The 20,162-nt window shown below is 53.4% G+C and carries 11 protein-coding genes and 3 pseudogenes; 3 read left to right on the forward strand and 11 right to left on the reverse strand.

Annotated features, from left to right (window positions below; genetic code table 11):
- From ALO80_RS12810 to ALO80_RS12820, 3 genes and pseudogenes are all read right to left on the reverse strand, one after another.
- A pseudogene (locus ALO80_RS12810) lies at positions 1–3,613 on the reverse strand (type III effector); the annotation flags it as partial.
- Between the two features lie 682 nt (positions 3,614–4,295).
- Positions 4,296–5,276 carry an IS5 family transposase gene (locus tag ALO80_RS12815; protein ID WP_055009290.1) on the reverse strand — a complete coding sequence of 327 codons (981 nt, stop codon included), beginning with the start codon at positions 5,274–5,276 and terminating at the stop codon, positions 4,296–4,298.
- A 72-nt stretch (positions 5,277–5,348) separates the two neighbouring features.
- Positions 5,349–5,798: a hypothetical protein gene (locus tag ALO80_RS12820; protein WP_055009281.1), complete on the reverse strand. Its 450-nt coding sequence runs from the start codon at positions 5,796–5,798 to the stop codon at positions 5,349–5,351.
- A 188-nt stretch (positions 5,799–5,986) separates the two neighbouring features.
- Between ALO80_RS12820 and ALO80_RS31610 the strand changes: the two are divergent.
- Positions 5,987–6,135, forward strand: a pseudogene (locus ALO80_RS31610) (type III secretion system effector XopQ); the annotation flags it as partial.
- 115 nt (positions 6,136–6,250) lie between these two features.
- Here ALO80_RS31610 and hopD1 read toward each other — a convergent pair.
- The 4 genes and pseudogenes from hopD1 to ALO80_RS12845 all read right to left on the reverse strand — a co-directional run bounded on the left by hopD1 (position 6,251) and on the right by ALO80_RS12845 (position 11,500).
- Complete coding sequence (gene hopD1, locus ALO80_RS12825) at positions 6,251–8,368, reverse strand: type III secretion system effector HopD1 (RefSeq protein WP_083493257.1); 2,118 nt, start codon at positions 8,366–8,368, stop codon at positions 6,251–6,253.
- Between the two features lie 590 nt (positions 8,369–8,958).
- Positions 8,959–9,186: an antitoxin gene (locus tag ALO80_RS12835; RefSeq protein WP_055009282.1), complete on the reverse strand. Its 228-nt coding sequence runs from the start codon at positions 9,184–9,186 to the stop codon at positions 8,959–8,961.
- Positions 9,187–9,237: 51 nt separating this feature from the next.
- A pseudogene (gene tnpC, locus ALO80_RS12840) lies at positions 9,238–10,602 on the reverse strand (IS66 family transposase); the annotation flags it as partial.
- A gap of 76 nt (positions 10,603–10,678) precedes the next feature.
- The gene (locus ALO80_RS12845) at positions 10,679–11,500 is read right to left on the reverse strand and encodes a C58 family peptidase (protein WP_055009283.1); all 822 of its coding nucleotides are present in this window, start codon (positions 11,498–11,500) and stop codon (positions 10,679–10,681) included.
- A 595-nt stretch (positions 11,501–12,095) separates the two neighbouring features.
- On the opposite strand from ALO80_RS12845, the gene ALO80_RS12850 reads away from it, so the two are divergent.
- Both ALO80_RS12850 and ALO80_RS12855 read left to right on the forward strand, forming a co-directional pair.
- Positions 12,096–13,130 (forward strand): IS110 family RNA-guided transposase, encoded by a 1,035-nt coding sequence (locus tag ALO80_RS12850; protein WP_055009284.1) that lies wholly within the window; start codon positions 12,096–12,098, stop codon positions 13,128–13,130.
- Positions 13,131–13,305: 175 nt separating this feature from the next.
- Positions 13,306–13,518, forward strand: a complete 213-nt coding sequence (locus ALO80_RS12855; RefSeq protein WP_055009285.1) for a hypothetical protein — start codon at positions 13,306–13,308, stop codon at positions 13,516–13,518.
- Positions 13,519–13,682: 164 nt separating this feature from the next.
- Here the strand turns inward: ALO80_RS12855 and ALO80_RS12860 are convergent, their stop codons facing one another.
- From ALO80_RS12860 to ALO80_RS12875, 4 genes are all read right to left on the reverse strand, one after another.
- Positions 13,683–14,927 carry an ATP-grasp domain-containing protein gene (locus ALO80_RS12860; protein WP_055009286.1) on the reverse strand — a complete coding sequence of 415 codons (1,245 nt, stop codon included), beginning with the start codon at positions 14,925–14,927 and terminating at the stop codon, positions 13,683–13,685.
- A 52-nt stretch (positions 14,928–14,979) separates the two neighbouring features.
- On the reverse strand, positions 14,980–16,233 hold the full coding sequence (locus ALO80_RS12865; protein ID WP_055009287.1) for an ATP-grasp domain-containing protein: 1,254 nt from the start codon (positions 16,231–16,233) through the stop codon (positions 14,980–14,982).
- 86 nt (positions 16,234–16,319) lie between these two features.
- Complete coding sequence (locus tag ALO80_RS12870) at positions 16,320–17,420, reverse strand: hypothetical protein (protein ID WP_055009288.1); 1,101 nt, start codon at positions 17,418–17,420, stop codon at positions 16,320–16,322.
- 925 nt (positions 17,421–18,345) lie between these two features.
- Complete coding sequence (locus tag ALO80_RS12875) at positions 18,346–19,653, reverse strand: MFS transporter (protein ID WP_055009289.1); 1,308 nt, start codon at positions 19,651–19,653, stop codon at positions 18,346–18,348.
- Positions 19,654–20,162 lie beyond the last annotated feature (509 nt).

Raw genomic sequence — 20,162 nt, forward strand, 5'->3', positions numbered from 1 at the left:
CCGACGCAGTACTGCGTCGGTTGCCAGCGCCGGACGCAGCAACACCTGCCGACGGTTTCTGTGGCCCATATTTCTGGCTCAGGCTGAAAGGCGATACGCTGACGTTCGCCCCCATAGAGGCATTCAAATTGGTTTCGAACAGATCCAGACCAATCGAACCACCGTTCACACCGGTGCGCAGGATCTGGGTGTTATCGGGGTGGTTGACATCGAATAACAGCCGCACGAAATCGGAGATCGTAGAAGGTGCGATGATCACGGCAGCGCCTTGGCCATGCTGGTATGCGCCGGACATAGCCAGGTTGCCGGAGCCTCCCCATGTCGAGTTCATCGAGCGACCCGGCCGCGAATCAAGAACACGTCCGCCGCTGCCGGTGCCCGGTTTGAAGTCGATTCCGACCCCTGACGTCGCTGATACGGAGGCCTTGGCGTGGCGCACAAAAAAAGCGACCAACCCGGCATCGGCGTCCTTGCCGTCGCCGATGCGCTCCACGCCGAGTACCTGAAGCGCCTCGCCCGTTATGCCGACGCTAAACGCATTCAGATGTTTCCAGTCGGCGCCCCCCAACGCCCCGCGAATTTCCAGACCGCGCGACTGCGTCGAGAAAAAGGTACTCCTGTTGAACAGATCCAGGAGTAAATCGGACATACGCGCCGCCATTTCGTCCGGCGCGGCATCGGGCGGCAAGCCAAGATTTTTGAGCAACTGGGTGCGGCGTGCCGAGCCCGGCAACGATATCTGTTCGCGAAACGTCGTCACCACATCATCGAAGGCCGCTAATTGAACCCAAGAAGACAGACCGAGTTTGCACAACCCCGGAAGCCTGGCATCTTGCTGAAGCCTCTCCGCCATTTCCAGCGCCTGCGTATCGGTGCTGGTCAACAGCGCATCATAGTCCACCAAACCCGCCATCAACCCTGCTGTTCGCAAGCCGTGTGGCGCATGGCTGCTGGCACTGTCAGCGCTTCCATCATCCGCCGGCAAGCGTACGCCAGCACGCATCATTTTTTCGCTGACCTCGCACAAGACGCTCAACAGCTCAGCCTCACGCTCGCCCATACGATCAGCGTGCAGCGCCGCGCCACCCGCCAAGGCTTTAATACTCTGGTTCAGGTTCGGCAAAATATCTTCTGATCTGGACAAGCCGACCGAAGACAGCGCTTTATTCACTTGCGAATGCTGCCGTCGCCACAGCTCGGCCAGCCGGAACGTTGGCGTAGAGGTGGTAGACGTCAGATCGCCAGCACTCTCGCCGTCCCCCATATCGCCCATGATCACTCCTTCATGGAAGCCTATCTTGCGCAAGTCGCGCAACAGCGCTTCCAGTTTCTCTTCCCGCAGGTTCAACAAGCGTTGCGTTTGCTGATGTGACAGCCCGAACTTTTCTCCGTCGGACGGTCCTACGGCTGAAGCAACACGTACTTGCGCGAGCGTCGGCAACTGTTCGAACAGCGTTTTTCCTGACGTATACGCCTGCTTCGCCTCATTATGGAAACTGGCCAGACGCCTCTCCTGGGTAGTCGGCGGCAGTACGACGCCAAGCTTGTGCGCCATTGCCCGCATCGTGTTTTTCGTCACTCCGCCCAACACATCTCTCGCCAATGCGCCAACCTGAGCGCGCGTCGTATCAACCACTGCCTGTACGCTCGACGCCATCGTCAACGGGTTGTTCGCTGTTGTCCCCATCAGCGTCGTAACCGCAGATGCATCATGATGCGGTGTGCTGATACGACTGGCTTGCTGCTGGTTGACGCGGGCGTTGGTGCCTGCAAGGAAGTTCTCCGACGGCAGTTCTTCTGCCTCCGGTTCGGGCTTTACGCGTGCTGGCAAGGAGTGATTATCGTGCGACGTCATTGAAGGCAGCAACGTGTGCCAGTTATCACCCAACTGCAATTGTATTTGCCCAGTTCGAGTGGCGCGAAGATTCGAAGGGTGAACAATACCCGGCAGAACTATCGGCACCGGCTCCCAGTCATCTTTCGCGCTCAAACGTTTCAACTGAGGTCGCTGGTTATGAGGATGATGCAACACGAGCAACTGATCGTTGAGCCCTATGGCGAGGGCTATGGGGCGCTGCAACAGGGGAAGTCGGCGGGCTTTGCCATCCGCGTCGGCGACGATCAGTAGACCTGATTCCGTCAGCGCGACGCTCTGGCGATTGCTGTGAACCGCCAGCGCCTGCACTGGCTCGTCAAACTGCGCAATAAGCCTGGCGCGTAACTCCACTGTATCCGGGATAACCGCCAAAGGTCCCCCCGCAGGATGACGCGGCAGTTCGGCATCAGTCGGCAACCAGGAGGTACGGCCCTCCAGTTTCAGTTCTACGACCTGCCATGCATCCCCTAATAAAGCAAAAACCGGTTTCCTGTCGATAAATCCCAACGCAGAGGAATGGAGAGCGGTCACACCCGTCAGCGGTTCGCCGCCCGGCTGCCTTAACCGCTCCCATGGCTGGTAAGGAGTAGGTTGATAATGCAGCACGCCGTCGATATGCCCCACCTGAGCATGACCATCGAGCTGAACGTGCGACTGCACAGCGGCCTCCGAAGGAACATGCAGCCCCTCGGTGTAGAGCAGCAGCAGCGGACGATCCAACAGATACGCTGGCCGAAACAGTACCTCGTTCTGCGCTCGCTGCAAGCTCATGCGCCGCCCGTTTTGATCCTGCAACATGACGTGAACAGCGTTGTCCCTGGACAATCCCATGGCGGTCACGGCCCAACCTTTGCCCTGCGCAAAATTGCCAGGTAATTTCAGCCGGTGAGCTTCAATAGGTCCGGTGCCTTTCAGATCGGTCTGATAAAGGCGTCCTTTATCATCGAGGATCAGCGCAGCGTTGCCACGCGGCAATGGCAGTAAATCAACGGGGCGGGCCGGGCTCTGCTCGACCCCCAAGCCGTTGGCTTTTGGACGCCAAAGCTCGACCGGACGGGAAATACCATTTGCATGAACTGTGCCCTGATGCAGCCACTGCACCTCACCACCGGCGCCAATACGCACCGCCGCGCCTTCAGGAAGCCGTTCGGTTGTCACAGACTCGGCAGACGTGTCGGTTGCGCGCCAGAGTTGCCTGCCGTTGTGTAGATAGACATCGCCATCAGCCTGCAAACCAATCATCCGCAGGGGCTCTCGGGGATCCGCGCCAGGCAGCGCCAATGATGTCCAGCGCTCTTCCATAGTTGCGGTATGAACCACACCGCCGCGCTCTATGTATGCTCGATCATGGGAGGACTGCCAGACTCCTGTTAATAATCCTATTGGCGGTTCGGCAAGCCGGGCAGCCACAGCATCGGCAGTTATTTCTCCGCTGATGCCGTATTCAATGTCAGGATGGACCGTCAAAACGGCCATCAACATGCCTGGTACGGAGGTGAAAAACGCCTCATTACGCGGCGCTAGCGGCTCGTGATGCATGGCGGTATAGCGCACTAGCTTGCCATTGTTATCAAGGCTGGTTTCGCTTTGAACCGACGGTCGCTTTGCCAGCCAGGCATTAATGACGCTCACGCCATCTGTATGATTTCTGACACGAACATGCCTTCCGCGTTGCGACGGCACCGCTTGCAGTCCGAGCACCTGACTATTCAAACTTGCATGAGCCCGATTTCGCATGCCGCCCTTGTGAGACGACGGGCTTTCATCAACCAAGGGCAAGGGCTCAGGTAGCTGAGGCGGGCTGTTGGCAGACGAGACACTGTCTGCATGATGAGCGAGAGGGTTGGCAGTAAATCCGGAAGAGGTAACCTTTACCATCGTTATTATTAAACTCCTGTATATAAAATATATGTCCTGTTTATTACCCACGAAGCACCAACGGCATCATGCTGAAGAGGACGCGGTTTACATCTCAGTTATAAGCGCGTGACTTTAAACACCATTGGCTTTACCGATTAGAGCCTTCTCCGTTGCGGTAATAAACGACAGTAACCTGAGTGGTTGCGCAGCCAGACCGGTTCCTACGACCGTCATCAAAATGTCATAAAAACCTCCGACCTCACCATTACGCCGGCGTGTTCTCTTTGGCCAGACAGGGCGAATCGCCCAAGGACTACTTCGCACATATAGTAAGTTAGGTGGTCTGACGACGTTCTGGAGATCGCCATGGCCTCTACTGCCTCTTATGAGCACGTGCTTCACCGCTACCCTAGTGATGGTCTGAAGTAGCCCCCTGTTTTCCGGCTACTTCGTCATCGGCGCTTTCAAAAAACGGCAGCCCTTCAAAATCCGGTCAAACTTGCTGTCCATTCCATCCAATTTTTCCGCCGCAAGCGCCTCGCAGCAGCTATTTGCGCCATTAAAGACGCACCTCTCCCGCGCCGGAGAGTAAATGTCGACGTGCCATCCACAGGTTCGACAGGGTGAACAATGTCACCATCTGAGCAGTGTTTTTCACCAAGCCCCGGAAGCGCACTTTCGTATAACCAAACTGATGCTTGATCACTCGAAATGGATGCTCAACCTTGGAGCGAACCTGAGCCTTGGCTCTCTCGATCTTGTGTATTGCTTTGTACAACACGCTTCGTTTTCCGTGCTTCTTGTAGGTGCTGCGCCGGGCTGCAACCTGCCAGATGACCTGGCGTTCCGCATGCTCTTCGCGCTTCTCGACACAGGTATAGCCCGCATCAGCGCAGACCACGTTCTCAGCACCGTGTAGCAGTTTGGCGACTTGTGTTACATCAGCGACGTTGGCCGCCGTGACCACCACGCTGTGCACCAGCCCCGAGTCATCGTCGACACCAATGTGCGCTTTGGCGCCGAAGTAATACTGGTTGTCCTTCTTCGTTTGGTGCATTTCCGGGTCGAGTTTACCATCCTTGTTCTTGGTCGAAGTGGGCGCATGGATCAGCGTGGCATCTACGATGGTGCCTTGTCGCAGTGACAGGCCACGGTCGCCCAAATAGCCATTGATCACGCCGAGAATGCCAGTGGCCAACTCGTGTTTTTCCAGCAGGCGACGGAAGTTGAGAATGGTGGTTTCGTCTGGGATTCGCTCCAGGCTCAGGCCCGAAAACTGGCGCAGAATCGTGGTTTCGTAGAGAGACTCTTCCATCGCTGGATCGCTGTAACCAAACCAGTTCTGCATGAGATGAACCCGCAGCATCGCCATCAACGGATAGGCTGGACGACCGCCTTCGCCTTTCGGGTAATAAGGTTCAATCAGGGCGATCAAACCCTTCCAAGGCACGACCCGATCCATCTCGATCAGGAACAGTTCCTTACGGGTCTGCTTGCGCTTACCGGCGTACTCGGCGTCGGCGAAGGTCATTTGCTTCATCATCGAAAAGCTCGGCAATTGGTGTGCGGGGATTTTGCCAAATCAGGAAGTCTTTTTCAGGACCTCCTTAGATCAGGATTGCATGCTTAAAATGGGTTTGAGGAATTTCTGATACTGAGACCAAGAGTTGAAAACTTTGAGATCAGCTGTCGGGTTATCAAGAGTACCATCTAACTCCACTAGAAAAACACCATTGCCCTTACGCATGATGCGCTTAGCCTTTTCACCAATAGATCCACAGGAGAAAAGATAGCCAAGAGAAGTATAGCCGATGAGGGAACCTCTGTGAGCGGAAGATACGTTGAGCAGAAGCTCCTCTGGAACGTCAGCAATCATCAGCATCAGTGCGCTCAAATGATGCGTCTCGTCCACGAAGCCATTGGTGAGCTCTTCACAAACCCCTAGAACATCAGCGCTATGAGATTTGAATATCTCATTTTCATGGGCGAACACCCCATAAGACGTCAGCAGGACGGTGCCAACGGTAGGCGGCTTTTTAGGGTAGTACTTATAGGTTTGCATAGCTGCCTCTAGATTAAGAGTAAAAATTACATGAAGTGCAAAAACGCACTACGCGGGATTTCCCTGCTCTAATTTTTGATGTGCTTTAGACTGAATCACAGTTTCTAGCTACAATGGTGACACGCTTTTCCAGAAAAAGTACTCACTTAGAGTCATATACAGAGATTTAGTTCCATCATAAGCAGGGCTTATTGAAACCCAAAGTTATACACACAGAGGGATTTAATGTTGTAGAGCAATAGGTCCAGATGATGTGACGTATCCAGAAAAAGCAAAGTTATTGATGTCCGCTTTAGCCAAATCTGCGCTTGTCCAGTCGACGGTAGCCCCAGATTGACCCGTAGTGCCGACAAATGTGGGACCATCCGCGATGAAGAGGGTAGCACGGTGAAACACCATGCTACCCGCCTGACTGCTGCTCGTGAAGTCCAGTAGATCGCGTCGACTATGATTCAGGGTGCGGGCTGCCGCGACGTGTCGGGCACAGCCAGATCTTGATACGGAATACGTTCGGCCAATGGAGCCTCACCATATCCAAGCTTCCGAACCAGGGCGGGAATTGCCTCAAAGCTGGCATTCATGCCGTTGACAATCGCAGATCCCACATGGCGCAGGAACTCGCTTCGGGGAGCCAGCATTTGATGTAGCTCCTCTGCGGAAATGTCACGGTCTCCAGCTTCCATGTGCTGGCTGGCCCGCGCAAGGATGGATTGCACCACGCGTGCATGCTTGACATTGTCGGAATCAAATAGCCCGGGAACGTTGACACGCCCGCCTAGCGCCAACGCGTTCAGAGCGATGGCTTCGATTGGATTGAAAACGGCGCTCCGAAAAATACGCAGTACCTGTTCCGACAGCAACCCAGTGGCCTTGTTGCTGGCAATCAGTGGAATCATCCCGACAATCGATGCCAGTCCCATGGACTTGACAGCGGTGCTTTCACCCGGAGCGATGTCCAGCGCATGGCGCGTCATCCGCTCAATCGTCTCTTTGGTGTCCACCCCCTCGTCTGGATGAGCCATCACGCCGTCCTTCATGCTCTGGAATAAGCCAGCACGCATCAGCTCTTCACTTTCCTTGACCTCGGGTGGAATACCGGAGGCGGCGCCAAAGATGGCCGCTTCAGTTGTCACCGAGTTTGCCGCAAGATCGCCGACTCTGGATTTGAGACCTGCGTACTGCAAAACATTATTGGGGAATGACACCACCGAGGAAATGGCACCGGCCTTCAACGCCTTGGGAAGTAGATCGCTCATGGACCACTCCTCACCTTTCATGCCCTTGATGATGGCAAGTACGCACATGGTGTCCATGGACTCGATAATCAAAGGAGGCACTGAATCGATTCCAGCCAATTGCAGGGCATATTGACTGGGCGAGAAATTTTTGCCGAAGATGGCATTTTTCAACAACTCAGAAGCCCCAAGCTCCCATGCCGAGCCGAGTATGCTGCTGACCCCGATGCTGCCGGCCAGGCCGCCGAGCTGGAATTCCTTCTTGGTGGCTACATGCAACAATTCCTGTGCGCCCAGGCGAACCTGAAGATCTTCGTCCCCCTTGAGTTTCTGGTTGATGAACCCGGAGAGGACATCGTCATTGGACGTGATCTTGGGAGCACATGAAGCGAGAAACGCTTTCGCGCTATTCTGGCCGATCAATGCGTTTGGACCAAATGCCGCAGCCCCCCGCTCGATGGCCTTGAGCAATAAGGGGATATGGATGTCTGCGTTGACATCCTCATCTACCCGCTCCGACGAGTTGGCACCGGACATCAGTTGCGCCTTCTCCACAGTGAAGGCGCCTTTGAATTCCTCAAGTGCTTTTTCAATATCCCGACGTGGCCGCATTTCCAGCTGGACCCCGGCAATGCTCGCGGCCTGTGGTGGAAATGCCTGGTCGGCCTGCGCAAACGATAGCAGGGCCTGCACTACCGGGTTATCGGAAACAAGGCTACCAGAGTCCCTGCGGACCGACCCGATATGCACGGGCTTTGGCTGTGATGGCGGACGAGAATGGTCTGGCGAGCTCATTAATGGAGTTTCCAGGCTACTGCTACCTACTGCATCTTGTGAGAGAACGCGACTCATACCTAGATGGGTCCGTTCACTCAAGACAGAAGATGCTGAACCCTGTGCGGGTGGGGGGCTGGGTACATCGAAGGATATGGCTTTCGAAGAGCCATACAAATGTGCGCTGACGATGTCGTACTCCGATTGATCGTTTAATCGGGCCTGAACCGTCAGCTCGTTATTAATCAAGTGGCCGGTTTTCACGGTATCGGTGTCAGCTGGCAGACAGATTGACGCCTTATAGGTTACTTGCGTGTGGTTACTGGATTGAAACTGAAATGTGCCATCCTGCAGAGCGTTGCGTACCAGTGATGCAAGGCGTTGGTGTTCGGCATTAGCTGAGAGGCGTTCTAGAGCCTGGTGAGCGCTTTGGCTCAATTGAGAAGGTGAAATGCTTTTAGGATGGGATTGCTGAACCTGAGGGCGCACCGCGTCTAATGGCTGACCGCCACTGATTAGGGGAGTTGTAATGCTGTGTTGAATAGATTGTAGAGGCTTCATAACGCTATCAGCTGTCCCGGATGAGTAGATCGGATCCAATGTGTGGTCACAATGGCTCTTGGGTTCCAAAGACAGACTCAAAACCGGCGAATGCGTCGAGCGGGAAGCACACCACTGACATGGACACACTGCGCGACGAAATGCTCGCGGCGGATTTGCCGATCTGCCCCGCTCATTTTCACTCGCAGCTAATGTGAGTTGCCAGCGATGTAATGCAAGCAGACGTAGCTGAATGCAAGCTCGCTCGCAACTAATGTGAGCCAGAGGGCTGCGTCAGTCGCAGTTAATCTGAGCCGAAAAGTGTGCTGATTGCGAGCACGCGTGTTTTCAAACTCGAGCCGCTACAGCTACCCAGGCTATTACTCTTTGAGCCGATCAACCAGTCGTGTCATCAGATCCATGCGCTCATGGAAAATAGCCACGATCAGAGCAGGCGCTCCCTCACGCGGTAGGCAGAAGACGTAATGATGCTCGTACCGCCCCATCCGTAGAGCCGGAAAAAGCGCACTCATGTCTTTGAATGCCCCGCAGATCGGATTCCGCCGCAGCTATGAGAACGTAGCCGGTCAAGCGCTGCCCTCGATCAGTTCTTAATCGAGAATTTTGCTGATGCTCTTGGCAGACACATTGCCGGTAAGTCCCTCGTGAATACGAGCGCCGAGCAGGGTTCTCAGTTCTTCCCATGCCTGATTGGCATCAGCATCGCCCGGAAACAGTCTTTCCAGCGCATATTGCTTGATGGACTTGCCCTGCAAGGCAGCCAGCGCTTTCAGGCTTTGGTGCTGCTGGTTTGTTATGTCGATGGTTAAGCGACTCATGGGATAACCTCCAAAACTACACATTCCCACATTAGAACATATGTGCTAATGGAGCAGGCGCATTATTGCGGCACCCCGTTTACCGCTGCGCAGCGATCCGGCAAAGAGCCAGTTCGACCTACCAAGCGCCCACGGCCTGATCTGGTTCTCGACCGCATTGTTATCGATGGGTACCGCGCCATCACCCAGGTAGCGCGTCAGCGCTACCCAGCGTTTCAGGCTGTAATCCAGTGCCTTCGCCATGGCCGAGCCCTCGGGCACGAGCGCGCGCTGAGCCAGCATCCATTCATGTAACTTTTCAGCGATGGGGGCAGCTATTTCCTGGCGTAATCGCCATCGATCTGCATCGCTCATGTCCTTGGCCTGCCGTTCGACTTCGTACAAGCCGCCCATTGAGTGCAACGCTTGCTCGGCCAACTGGCTTTTGTTCGCCACATGCAGGTCGAAAAACTTGCGCCGGGCATGGGCCATGCAGCCGATTTCGGTGATGCCTTGCTCGAAGCCGGCTTTGTAGCCTGCGAAGTCATCGCACACCAGCTTGCCGTTCCAAGTGGCCAGGAAGTTGCGCGCATGTTCACCGGCACGGCTTGGACTGAAGTCGTACACCACCGCTTTCAGTGCCGAGAACGGTGTGGTGCAGTACGCCCAGACGTATGCGCGGTGTGTTTTCTTTTCGCCTGGCGCCAACATCTGCACCGGCGTTTCATCGGCATGGACGACTTGCTGAGCCAATACGGCTTCGCGCAGCGCATCTACCAACGGTTGCAGTTGTACACCGGTTTGGCCGACCCACTGAGCCAGCGTCGAGCGCGGGATCGCCAGGCCGGCACGGCCAAAGATCTTTTCCTGCCGATACAGCGGAAGGTGGTCGGCGAACTTGGCAACCATCAACTGGGCCAACAAGCCGGCAGTGGGGATACCCTTGTCGATCACCTGCGCCGGTACCGGTGCCTAGATCAGTGTTTCGCACTGACGGCAGGCCCACTTGCCACGCACGTGCTGTTCAACGGTGAACACGCCCGGTGTGTAATCCAGCTTTTCGCTAACGTCTTCGCCGATGCGCTGAAGTTCACAGCCGCAGGAGCACTGAGTGCTCTCGGGCTCGTGGTGAACGACGGTACGAGGAAACTGCGGCGGCAGCGGCGCACGTTTAGGTTGTTGGCGTGGTTCGTCCGGTGCCGGGGCGGGACGAAGGGCTTTCAACTCGGCGTCGATGGCTTCGAGGTCAGTGTTGAGCAAGTCATCCAGCAAGCTGCCTTGCGCCGGGCTGATCTGCTCACTGCGCTTGGCAAACTTGTGGCGTTTGAGGATGGCGATCTCGTGAGAGAGCTGCTCGATGAGGGTCTTGTCGCGGCGGCTCTCTCGGCCCATGGTGTCGACCTTCGACAGCAACTGCACCGGAGACACGCAAATAATCTGAGCCGAAAATTGCGCTGATTGCGAGCACGTGTGTTTTCAAACGCGAGCCGCTACACCTATACATCGAGCTGCGTCACTCCACACGTTGAATAACCATGCTCTCCAATTGCAGGTGCCCATTCAGTCGACTGCTGTATCTGGTCATCAGATTCTGGAACATCGAAGGCAACTCCGATAAAGCGGTAGAGAACTCGCCATAGTTTGGATCAAAGAGGTTCACACTGCCTTCGGAGCTAGAAGCAGTGATGGCATGCCTTACACGCTTTCCATTGTTTTCAAAGCACAAGCTGATCAAATGGGCGCTGCAATCGTGCGCAATTTTTTGCAATGCGGTCGATTGCCGATCCGCATGGAATACCGAAGGTTCACCTATAGGCTGCAAATCTTGACTTCGCAAAAGGGTTTTGCGCGCCGATATTCGACCTGCTTCTCGCTGCTCCCGCGACCCGCTCAATGAACCTGCTGCATTTTCGTATTGGTTCTGGATGTCCGAAGCATGGTCAAGATCCAGCGCCTCCATTCTGTAACTCGCCCCCCCCTCATCACGCAATCGCAGCCATTGGATTGCCAAGCCCATACAAGATTGACTAGCGTTCGCATTATTCAACGCTGCAATTCTATAGTTGAATACTGCATCGATATCCGCCTCAGAGGACTCAGCAGAAGACACGTCGTCATCTGAACTACTCAAGGCCTTGGACGATGAACAGCCGCGTTCCACAGATTGGTGAGTAAGTATTTCTAACCGATGAAGACCAGCCCCTAACCTGACCCTCGTTCTGCCACGTTGAACGATGCTAGTAGCCTGCTGCTTGTCTTCCTCCACTGTCGAAAAGCTCTGCTCGAGCCGCTCTCTGGTTCGGCGCGACAACTCCGTGGACCGTAGCAAAAGCATCTCACGCCCGGCTGGAGCCGTCGAATTAGTCGGTACCTGCGGACTGTTCGAGAGTCTAGCGCTGCTCGAGTCGCGAGCGCTCGCTCAGACTCTGTGTAACCACCTAAATAAGCGCCAGATGACCCTGCTCTGTTGATACCCACCATATGCTGATTTCTCCGCTTACTGGCTTGCAGGGTAACTGACCCTGCAAAATTAAAGTGTGTGGCAACGAGCAAGAAAAAGTTCCATCTTGATGCATAGGTATTCAGAAATTCCTATGCATAAGGTCTGTCGCTCTCGTCGAGACCTCCACTTGGATGTACTCATAGCTGGACTTGGAACTGGGTGACGGGAATTTCTGGGATTCCGGCTTACAACCCCGACCTGTATCAGTACCTGTCGCCGTTGCGTTGGAAGCACTTCAACCTGACCCGCGATTACGTCTAACGGCAGGGCTGGAAGAGCGTAAATTCAGGCGTTACGACAAGTCGGAAAAACCTTAGCGAATGAAAGGGACTTCCCCGTCCCAAGGGCGCGGCGAAAGTCGCGAATCGGCATCGAAGTGCCATGATGAAGTGTCAAACCTGCATCAAAACCACAGGAGGGGAAGTCCATGCCAATTATTACCGTGGGAATCGATCTAGCCAAGACCGTATTCGCCGTTCACGGCGTCGATGAGGCTGGTAAAGCAACCTTGGTGAAGCCCAAGGTTGCGCGGGATCACCTGGTGCCATTGATCGCCCAGCTGCCCCCGTGCTTGATTGGTATGGAGGCTTGCTCAGGCGCTCATCATTGGGCGAGGGTGTTCGCCGAGCACGGCCATACGGTCAAGTTGATGGCTCCTAAACTCGTTTCGCCTTATAGAATGCCGGGGAAGCGCGGCAAGAATGATGCCGCAGATGCGGCCGCGATCTGTGAGGCAGTGACCCGACCCAGCATGCGGTTTGTCCCTGTTAAAGACGAGCATCAGCAGGCCACTCTTTGCCTTCATCGAACCCGGCAGGGATTCATCGAAGAACGCACCTCTACGTACAACCGACTGCGCGGATTACTTTCTGAATTCGGCGTGGTCCTGCCACAAAGCCCAGAACGATTGAGAAAAGATATTGGTCCCTGTCTGGACAGCTTGCCTGGCTGGGCAAGACGGTGCATGAGTGAACTGTTGGAGCACACCAGCCATATCGAGGATCGGCTGGTGGAACTTTATCGAGCCATCAATCAGATCGCTCGCGAAGACGACCGCAGCCGTAGGCTGCTGCAATTGCGTGGGGTTGGCTCGACCACAGCAAGTGCTTTAGTGGCCAGTATTGGAGATGGGCACGACTTCAGAAACGGTCGCCAAGTGGCTGCCTGGCTCGGTCTGACGCCAAGCCAGTACAGTAGCGGCGGCAAGCAGCGCCTGGGAAGTATCACCAAAGCCGGGGATGCCTATTTACGCAGTCTACTGGTGCTTGGAGCTCGATCTGTCATGGCCAACCTGGGTAATAAGCAAGACCCTCTCAGTCGCTGGATCCGCAACCTCATGGAGCGACGGGGTTACTGGCGTGCGGCCGTGGCGATTGCTGCCAAGAATGCGAGGATGGCCTGGGCCGTCCTGCATTACGGCGACACGTTCAAGCCTGAACAGGCAGAACCAACGGGCGCGTAAACACCAGAGGTCATGACTAATCATCTTTTAAGGCGTTAGGGCGAGGATCATGAGCGGATAAAAGGATCAATGTGTGTTGGCGCTGATGCCAAGTTGACCCAGTTGCTGAGATTTCAATGACCCTGCCTGACTGCTCGTAATTCACTGTGCATGCTGGATTTTTGCAGGCTTAGAAATGGGGCAGTCTGGCATCAGCAACTGGATCAATCCAAGACCAGCGTCAACAGCGGATCCGCTCTCGCCTGACATCGATGCCGGCAAACGTGACGATGAGCTGAACCTTCTGTACGTGGCTGTCACACGGGCCATGAAGATTCTGGCGGTCAATTCGTTGGTGATCGACATCATGCAGCGTTTCAAGGACATGAAGCATCGCTCAAGACCTTGATAAGCTGCCCCTTGCGACGCTCAATTGTCATGACCAATATGCGTACCTTAAGGAAGGCTCTCACGCGCCAGCCGAAGCATCGGGCGATGCGAGACAGATCAGTTTCTGCCACATAACTGGCGACCGGTCTAATTCAAAACGGGATGCCGGACGGGTACTGTCGATCAACCACGCGCAGCTTCTGCTTGCACTTGATAATGCTCCTCGACATGCTTCAAGTCATGTGCAACGCTGCCTCGATCGCCACAAAATACAAAGGCCCCCAAACAATCCTTGTGGCAGAAAAATTCACCTGAAGCAATATCGCCTACCTGCGCAACTTTCTTCATCTTCAGTGTTTGCAGGGCTTCCATACTCGATAGTGAAACCCGAGTGACGTAAAGCATTTCTTTGGCGAGGTGTTTTTTAGGGAACGTCATATAGCCAAACGCCTCGCCCTTACGGTCAAATTGCAATGCATCGACAAGCCCCAACTGGGCGGCAAGATGAATGAAACGCAAGTCTATATCGTAAGCGATTTTTATCATGTCGACAGTGGAAGCACCACCTGGCCTATAGGCAATCTCAAGTAATTCAAACCCGTTGCCCGCATCACCGAATGCTTCAATGTGGTAAACACCATCAGGCCCCCCAAAGGCGGACAACACTCGTTCGACAAATGGACGCCAGAGATTTTGTAGATCATCTTCGGAAAGTGAAAAATATCCCAGCGGGCATTCGACCAGATAATCGATGGGTTTACCTAGATACTCTCCCGCAGACAGGAACGCCAGCTGCCCTCTTAGAAACACCGCATCGATTTGATATAGGGGTTGTGAGTTGTAGGTTTCAATAATGTACTGGTGCTCGCTCATGTCCTGATAATCATCATTTTCGATGAGATATGTCTCGGAAAATTGCTGGGCCTCATTAATGATTTTGACCCCAACAGCGCCTGCCAGAGACCGAGGCTTCAAAACAATCGGAAACGTCACCTCTCCACGACTAATATCATCAAGCGATAGCTCTTCTGCTGTCGGGATATTAAAATTTTGGGCGATTTTTTTCATTCGCTTTTTATCGCGAAACCGTGTCGCCACGTCAAATGTCAATCCAGGCAACTGCCAACAGTCGTTCGCCCATGCAGCAATGTATACCGCAAACTCATCATTCGGAATGACGGCGGTGACGGAATATTTCGCTGCAATCTGGCCAAATACCTGTTCGACCTCGGTGTGAACGGCAAAGTCTCGGATCACGAAGCTTCCATCGCGATTCAGCTCCTCTCCCGCCTGTCCCAGAAGATCCTCCAGGAGGTAGATGAACGTCCAGGCAGCGATCGGATATCGACTCCTGATTCGGGAGACCACCTCGTTTACATCCAGTTCGGAAGAGACGATCAGAATAGTGTTTGGGTTATTTCTGTCCATGAACTGACAGCTCTTTTAAATGTGGTTGTCATTAATTGTGCAAAGGGGAATGTCACTCCTCAAACGGAGGGCTATTTTTCCCGGCCACCTGTACCGAATAATGCTCGCTCAGGTAGTGCACATCCCGTGAGACAAGATCACGATCTCCACAAAACACGAATGATCCCAGCGAATCCTTATAACAGTAGAATTCACCTGATGCAATATCACCTAGAGCCGGCACTACGTGAGTTCTCAAAGTCGGCATGCTTTCGAGGGGAGGCAAGGAAATCTGAGTGACGTAAAGCGCTTCAGTAGAGAGATGCTTTTTTGGAAAAGTCATATAACCAAACGCCTCTTCCTGACGTTGCGAATCGACATAATCGACGAGCCCCAGTTGCGCCGCTAAGTGAATGCACTTCAAATTCAGCCCATACATCATCTCAATCATTTCTACAATCGCTGCTCCGCCAGGACGATAAGCAATCTCCAATAACTCCAAGCCGAAACCGGCATCAGCAAAGGCTTCAATGTGATAAACCCCCTCAGGGGATTCAAAAGCGTTAATCACGGATTCAGCAAACGGTCGCCACGTATCTTCGACAGCCTGATCAGCTACAGACAACACTCCTACGGGCTTTTCTTGCAGGAAATCAATAGGCTTACCCAAGTACTGACCGACTGAAATAAAAGACAGGCGGCCCTTAAGAACAATGCAGTCAATATGATAAATCGTATTAGGGTTGTACTGTTCAATCATGTACTGCCGCTCATCCATATCTCGATAAGCCGCTCCCCAGTCGACATCCATTTCCGTCAGTTGTTTTGCTTCGGTAATGATTTTGACGCCCATCGAACCTGCCAGAGAGCGTGGTTTAACGACCACAGGAAATTCAACGTGCCCGCCCTCAATGTCGGACAAGGTGATTTCCCGCGCAGTCCTGATACCGGCGCATTGAGCGATTTCCTTCATTGCTTTTTTGTCACGAAAAGATTTGGCTTTTTCGCGAGTGATGCCGGGAAGATTCCAGCGGTCATTGGCCAATGCAGCAATGTAAACAGAAAATTCATCGGTGGGGACAACCTGAGAGATAACGTGCTGCTGGGCAATCACTTCCAGCACCGCTATCACCCCGGCTGTATCGGCGAAGTCGCGCACGATAAAGTGTTCAGGGCACTTCAGCTCATCGTTGGCCACTCCCAGAAAATCCTCCAACAAAAAGATAAAATCCCATGTAGCAGACGGGTGCATGGTTTTGACGTCGCGTACCGTTTTCGCGGCATCCAGCTCGGAAGAAACCACCAGTATTTTTTTTGTAGGGCGCATGTCGAGTTCCTATCGTCTATGACCGATTGAGAATGTCTTTGTCAGTGGCAGGGCCATCAGGCCCTGCACACGCTTAGGCAAGGCCCTCAAATGTAACTGTGCAGTCCTCCCCGTCGCTTAACATCCAAAGTGGCGCAATGGAACGAACCGCCGAAGGACTGGAAGTGCTTGAAAGGGCAAAGAATAGTTTCAAAGCCCCATTTGCGGAAAGCGGAAATGAGCGCTTCTTCATCCTTCTCAACCACGACAGTTCGCTCGTCGAGCATCAGAACATTCGTATGAATCCACTTCGACGTAATGAACAAAGGATGGTCATCCGGGAGGTTGGAGGGAGGCGGATTGAGAATTTCCCAGTCCTTGAAAATATCTGGAATCTGTGGCACCCAATCTTTATTGATGAGTACGCGGCCGGGTGCTAACGGCAATATCGTTGTATCAATATGCATGGGGCCCGGCTCTTCGAACTCATAGATGTGCACGCGGTAGTCCGGCCCCAAGGTTCTACGCAACCATTCAATGCCTTTATTGTTCGTCACATGGCTGCGCTGCCCGATAATATCCCGGCCCATTTTCATAAAATCGGCAGCGTCAAACAGCGGCTCCACCTCCGTGATAATAGAACGAAACGGGAGTTCTTGTTCGAAATCGTAATTCGGTTGCCAGACATCGTCTTTCAGCATGGGCTTGGGGGCCGCGATCCACTCGGCACCCTGACTGAAATAGTCGTTCAGCAGGTCGCGAAACGCGAACGTCTCGAAGTAACGGCTTCGCCAAGCCATGGGCACTTCAATAATTTTTTTGCCGATCGCGAAAAGACAATCTCTAGGCATGGCGGAGTAAAAGGTTCCGCCCGTTGTAAAGTGCGGCGTCATGATGGGTTGGTGGTGATTTGACTCATTGGGCCTTTTTACGCGAACGCCTTCAGTTTCCAATATCCGCGCCAAGGTGTTGACTTCTTGCCTGGCTTTAACAAGCAATTCCTCAGGGAAGCGTCGACCGGAGTACGTCATAAAAAAATCACTAGATTCTTTCGGGATAATTGCTTTTAGGCCGATATCCCAATCCGGGACACGAATATCATCCATGATTCCGACGATAACCTCCTCCAACGGGTCCCATTCTGTATAAACTTCTACTGGGCTTTCGGTCGTTGTGAAGTAAGCGGGTTCTGCTTTTTGATATGACATGGTTGACCTTGTTTTTCTATCGATTACAAACGCCGCTATAATTACTAAAGGGGCGCATTTAAACGTATGACCTTCACAGCCAAGCGCTGCATCATGAGATTCACGTTATTCGAGATATCATAGCGTCAGCAGGTAGATTATTACACCATAGCACCTCCAGTTTTTTTTATAAACGCTTTGAGGAAGGTCTGAAGCAAGCATAACTTTTGATCACCTTTTTGCCTGAGGCAAAAAAAATTCGCCCTATCAAACCATCAGACTTTTTCCGCACTTAATTAATTGACTTTTTTCGACTAGCACCGTCCCAAGACGTCTTCTACACTTAGGTACAACTTTCCTACACCCGCCCCCCCAACTATTCGATAGGGTAAAATCGCAGCCTGTTGCCCGGTGTTTTTTTGAGCGCCCGCAAAACTGCACTTTAGTATAGCCAAACTAGCGCTTGATCACGAGGAACGGATGGTTCACCTTTGGGAGCACTGGGCTTTCGCATACTCGATTTTACAATCCGCCTGCGCCACCCAACTGTCTCACCAAGCTCTGTTGCAGCGGCTCGAAGGTACAACAATCGACCAGATAATTTGATGTTCCTGATGCTTATCCACGCCGGTGTAACCCCGTTACCACTGATCCCGCCTGCTTAATCATATTTTATGCGCAGCACAGCCATCAACAGAAATGCCAGATGTCCCTCTTCGCATTTTGGATAATGAGACTTGGTCAGAAAGTGCTCTTTAGATGTTTGCTTACATTGACTAGCGTACTTGCTGTCGGCGAAAATCATCTGCTTGATTGGGTGTCCCTGCGGTTGAGATCAAACACTCTGCCAAATCTAGAGTGTGCGCATCGGAATGTCCTTAAACTATGTAAGTGACCAAAGAGTCGCTATCGGTTCCATGCCATGAACGTTATTTGTGAGTGGACATCAATAGTGCGTGTTGTCTTCAAGACGGCGCACGGCGGTTGAAAAAAATCCCATTAGGCAAATCAGTCCGCCTAACACGCCTGTAACGACAAACAGCCACCGCACGCCGATAAGCTCACCTAGTGGAGTTGTCAGCACCAAACCTAGGGGAGCGGCTAGCCCCATGACCATACTCAGCAACGAAAGTCCACGCCCTTGCAGGTGATTGGGGATGCTGCTTTGCAGCAATGCAGTCATTGGGGCATCCCCTAGAATGAAGGACATGCCACTAACCATCCAACACACTACTGCGATGTTGAAGCGTTCGGTCGGCATCAGACCCGTTAAGGCTAGCGAGAAACATGAGGTAGCGAAGCCCCAGAGGATCCATGTGACTGGCTGGCGAGGCGCAAATAGCGCCACAACTACACCCCCTATCAGCATGCCAGCGCCTGCCATTGCATCGATAAAAGCAACGTGCGGCGCACCACCGCCGAAGTGCTCTTTGACCAACAATGGCACTAATGTGAACGAAGGCATAATTACCAGCACCACGGCCCCCATTAACGCATAGAGGCGGCGCAAGCCAGGGTGACTCCAGATCAAATGCAAGCCATCGCCAAACTCACTCCTTAGAGTTGATAGGCCCGTGCGGTTGCTATTGAATGCCTGGGGAATACGGTAACGCAACAACGGCAAGCAGCCCAATAGTGCTGTCACCACATCGATGGACAGTGCCCATCCCAGAGGGATCATGCTGATAGCGAGAGCGCCTAGCGGTGCGGCAGCAACCAGCGTTATCCCCTGCATGGACTGACTCAGACCCGCTGCACGGGGTAAAAAACTGCGTGGCACAAGCATAGCCACGCTGGCCGATGCGGCTGGCGTCTGGAACGCCTGCATCGCGCTGCGTACGAACATCATCCAGTAAACGTGCCACAGTTCAACACGCTCGGTAAGAAAAAGTACGATCAATATCGACATGCAGAGCGTGCTTATCATATCGGTGGCAATCATCAACACGCGGCGACTGTAGCGGTCAGCAAATATGCCTCCCAGAGGGCTGATGAGCGCCTGAGGCAAAAGCGCTACAACCCCAGCGGTTGCCAGCGCTGCCAGGCTACCCGTTGTGTCTGTAATCCACCAAAGCAGAACGAACTGGGTCAGCCCTGAGCCGATCAGGGAAAGAGTCTGACCTGAGAAAATCATCCAGAAACGCACTTGCCAATTGCTCCCAAGATCGCGGTTGTCTGAATTGGGAAGGGAATGGCCATCAGCGGTATAGATGCTTTCCGGACGGTTCGATAAAGCCATAAAAAACGTTTCCATCGGGTTATTTCTTAATGCGCAATAAAGGGAGCGATTATCTGGGCACTTTAAGTGTTACGTTTGTGGCGTGCTTGTGCTGATGGGTTCCATTATCCCCCCCTATCTCGAAAATAAAGGCCGTGATGGAGTGATTAGCGCTTGGACGACCTCTATGCAAAGGTGCTATGCCCGTCAATAATGATGGCGTTTGGTACTCATCGCACGCGACTGAAGCCTTCTGACGGGCAAAGTGGATCAGTAGGATACGACAGTTGCTTTGCCCTCAACTCGCCCTACCTGCCGACGCGATACTGGGCGAGGATTGCGTTGAATTTGCGTGGTCCCGAATCCGTCTTAAACGCTAGTCAAGGGAAATTCTGAAAAAGACTTCCTGATTGCGCAAAATTCCCGGACACCAATCGCCGAGCTTTTCGATGATGATCTGTCTATTCACACCCCACCCTGCAGTTGGTATGTATGACACTTTTTGAATACACCCAGACCTTCATTCCCCTACCCTACAAAACCGT

It is taken from the genome of Pseudomonas caricapapayae (assembly GCF_001400735.1).
GTDB classification, from domain to species: domain Bacteria; phylum Pseudomonadota; class Gammaproteobacteria; order Pseudomonadales; family Pseudomonadaceae; genus Aquipseudomonas; species Aquipseudomonas caricapapayae.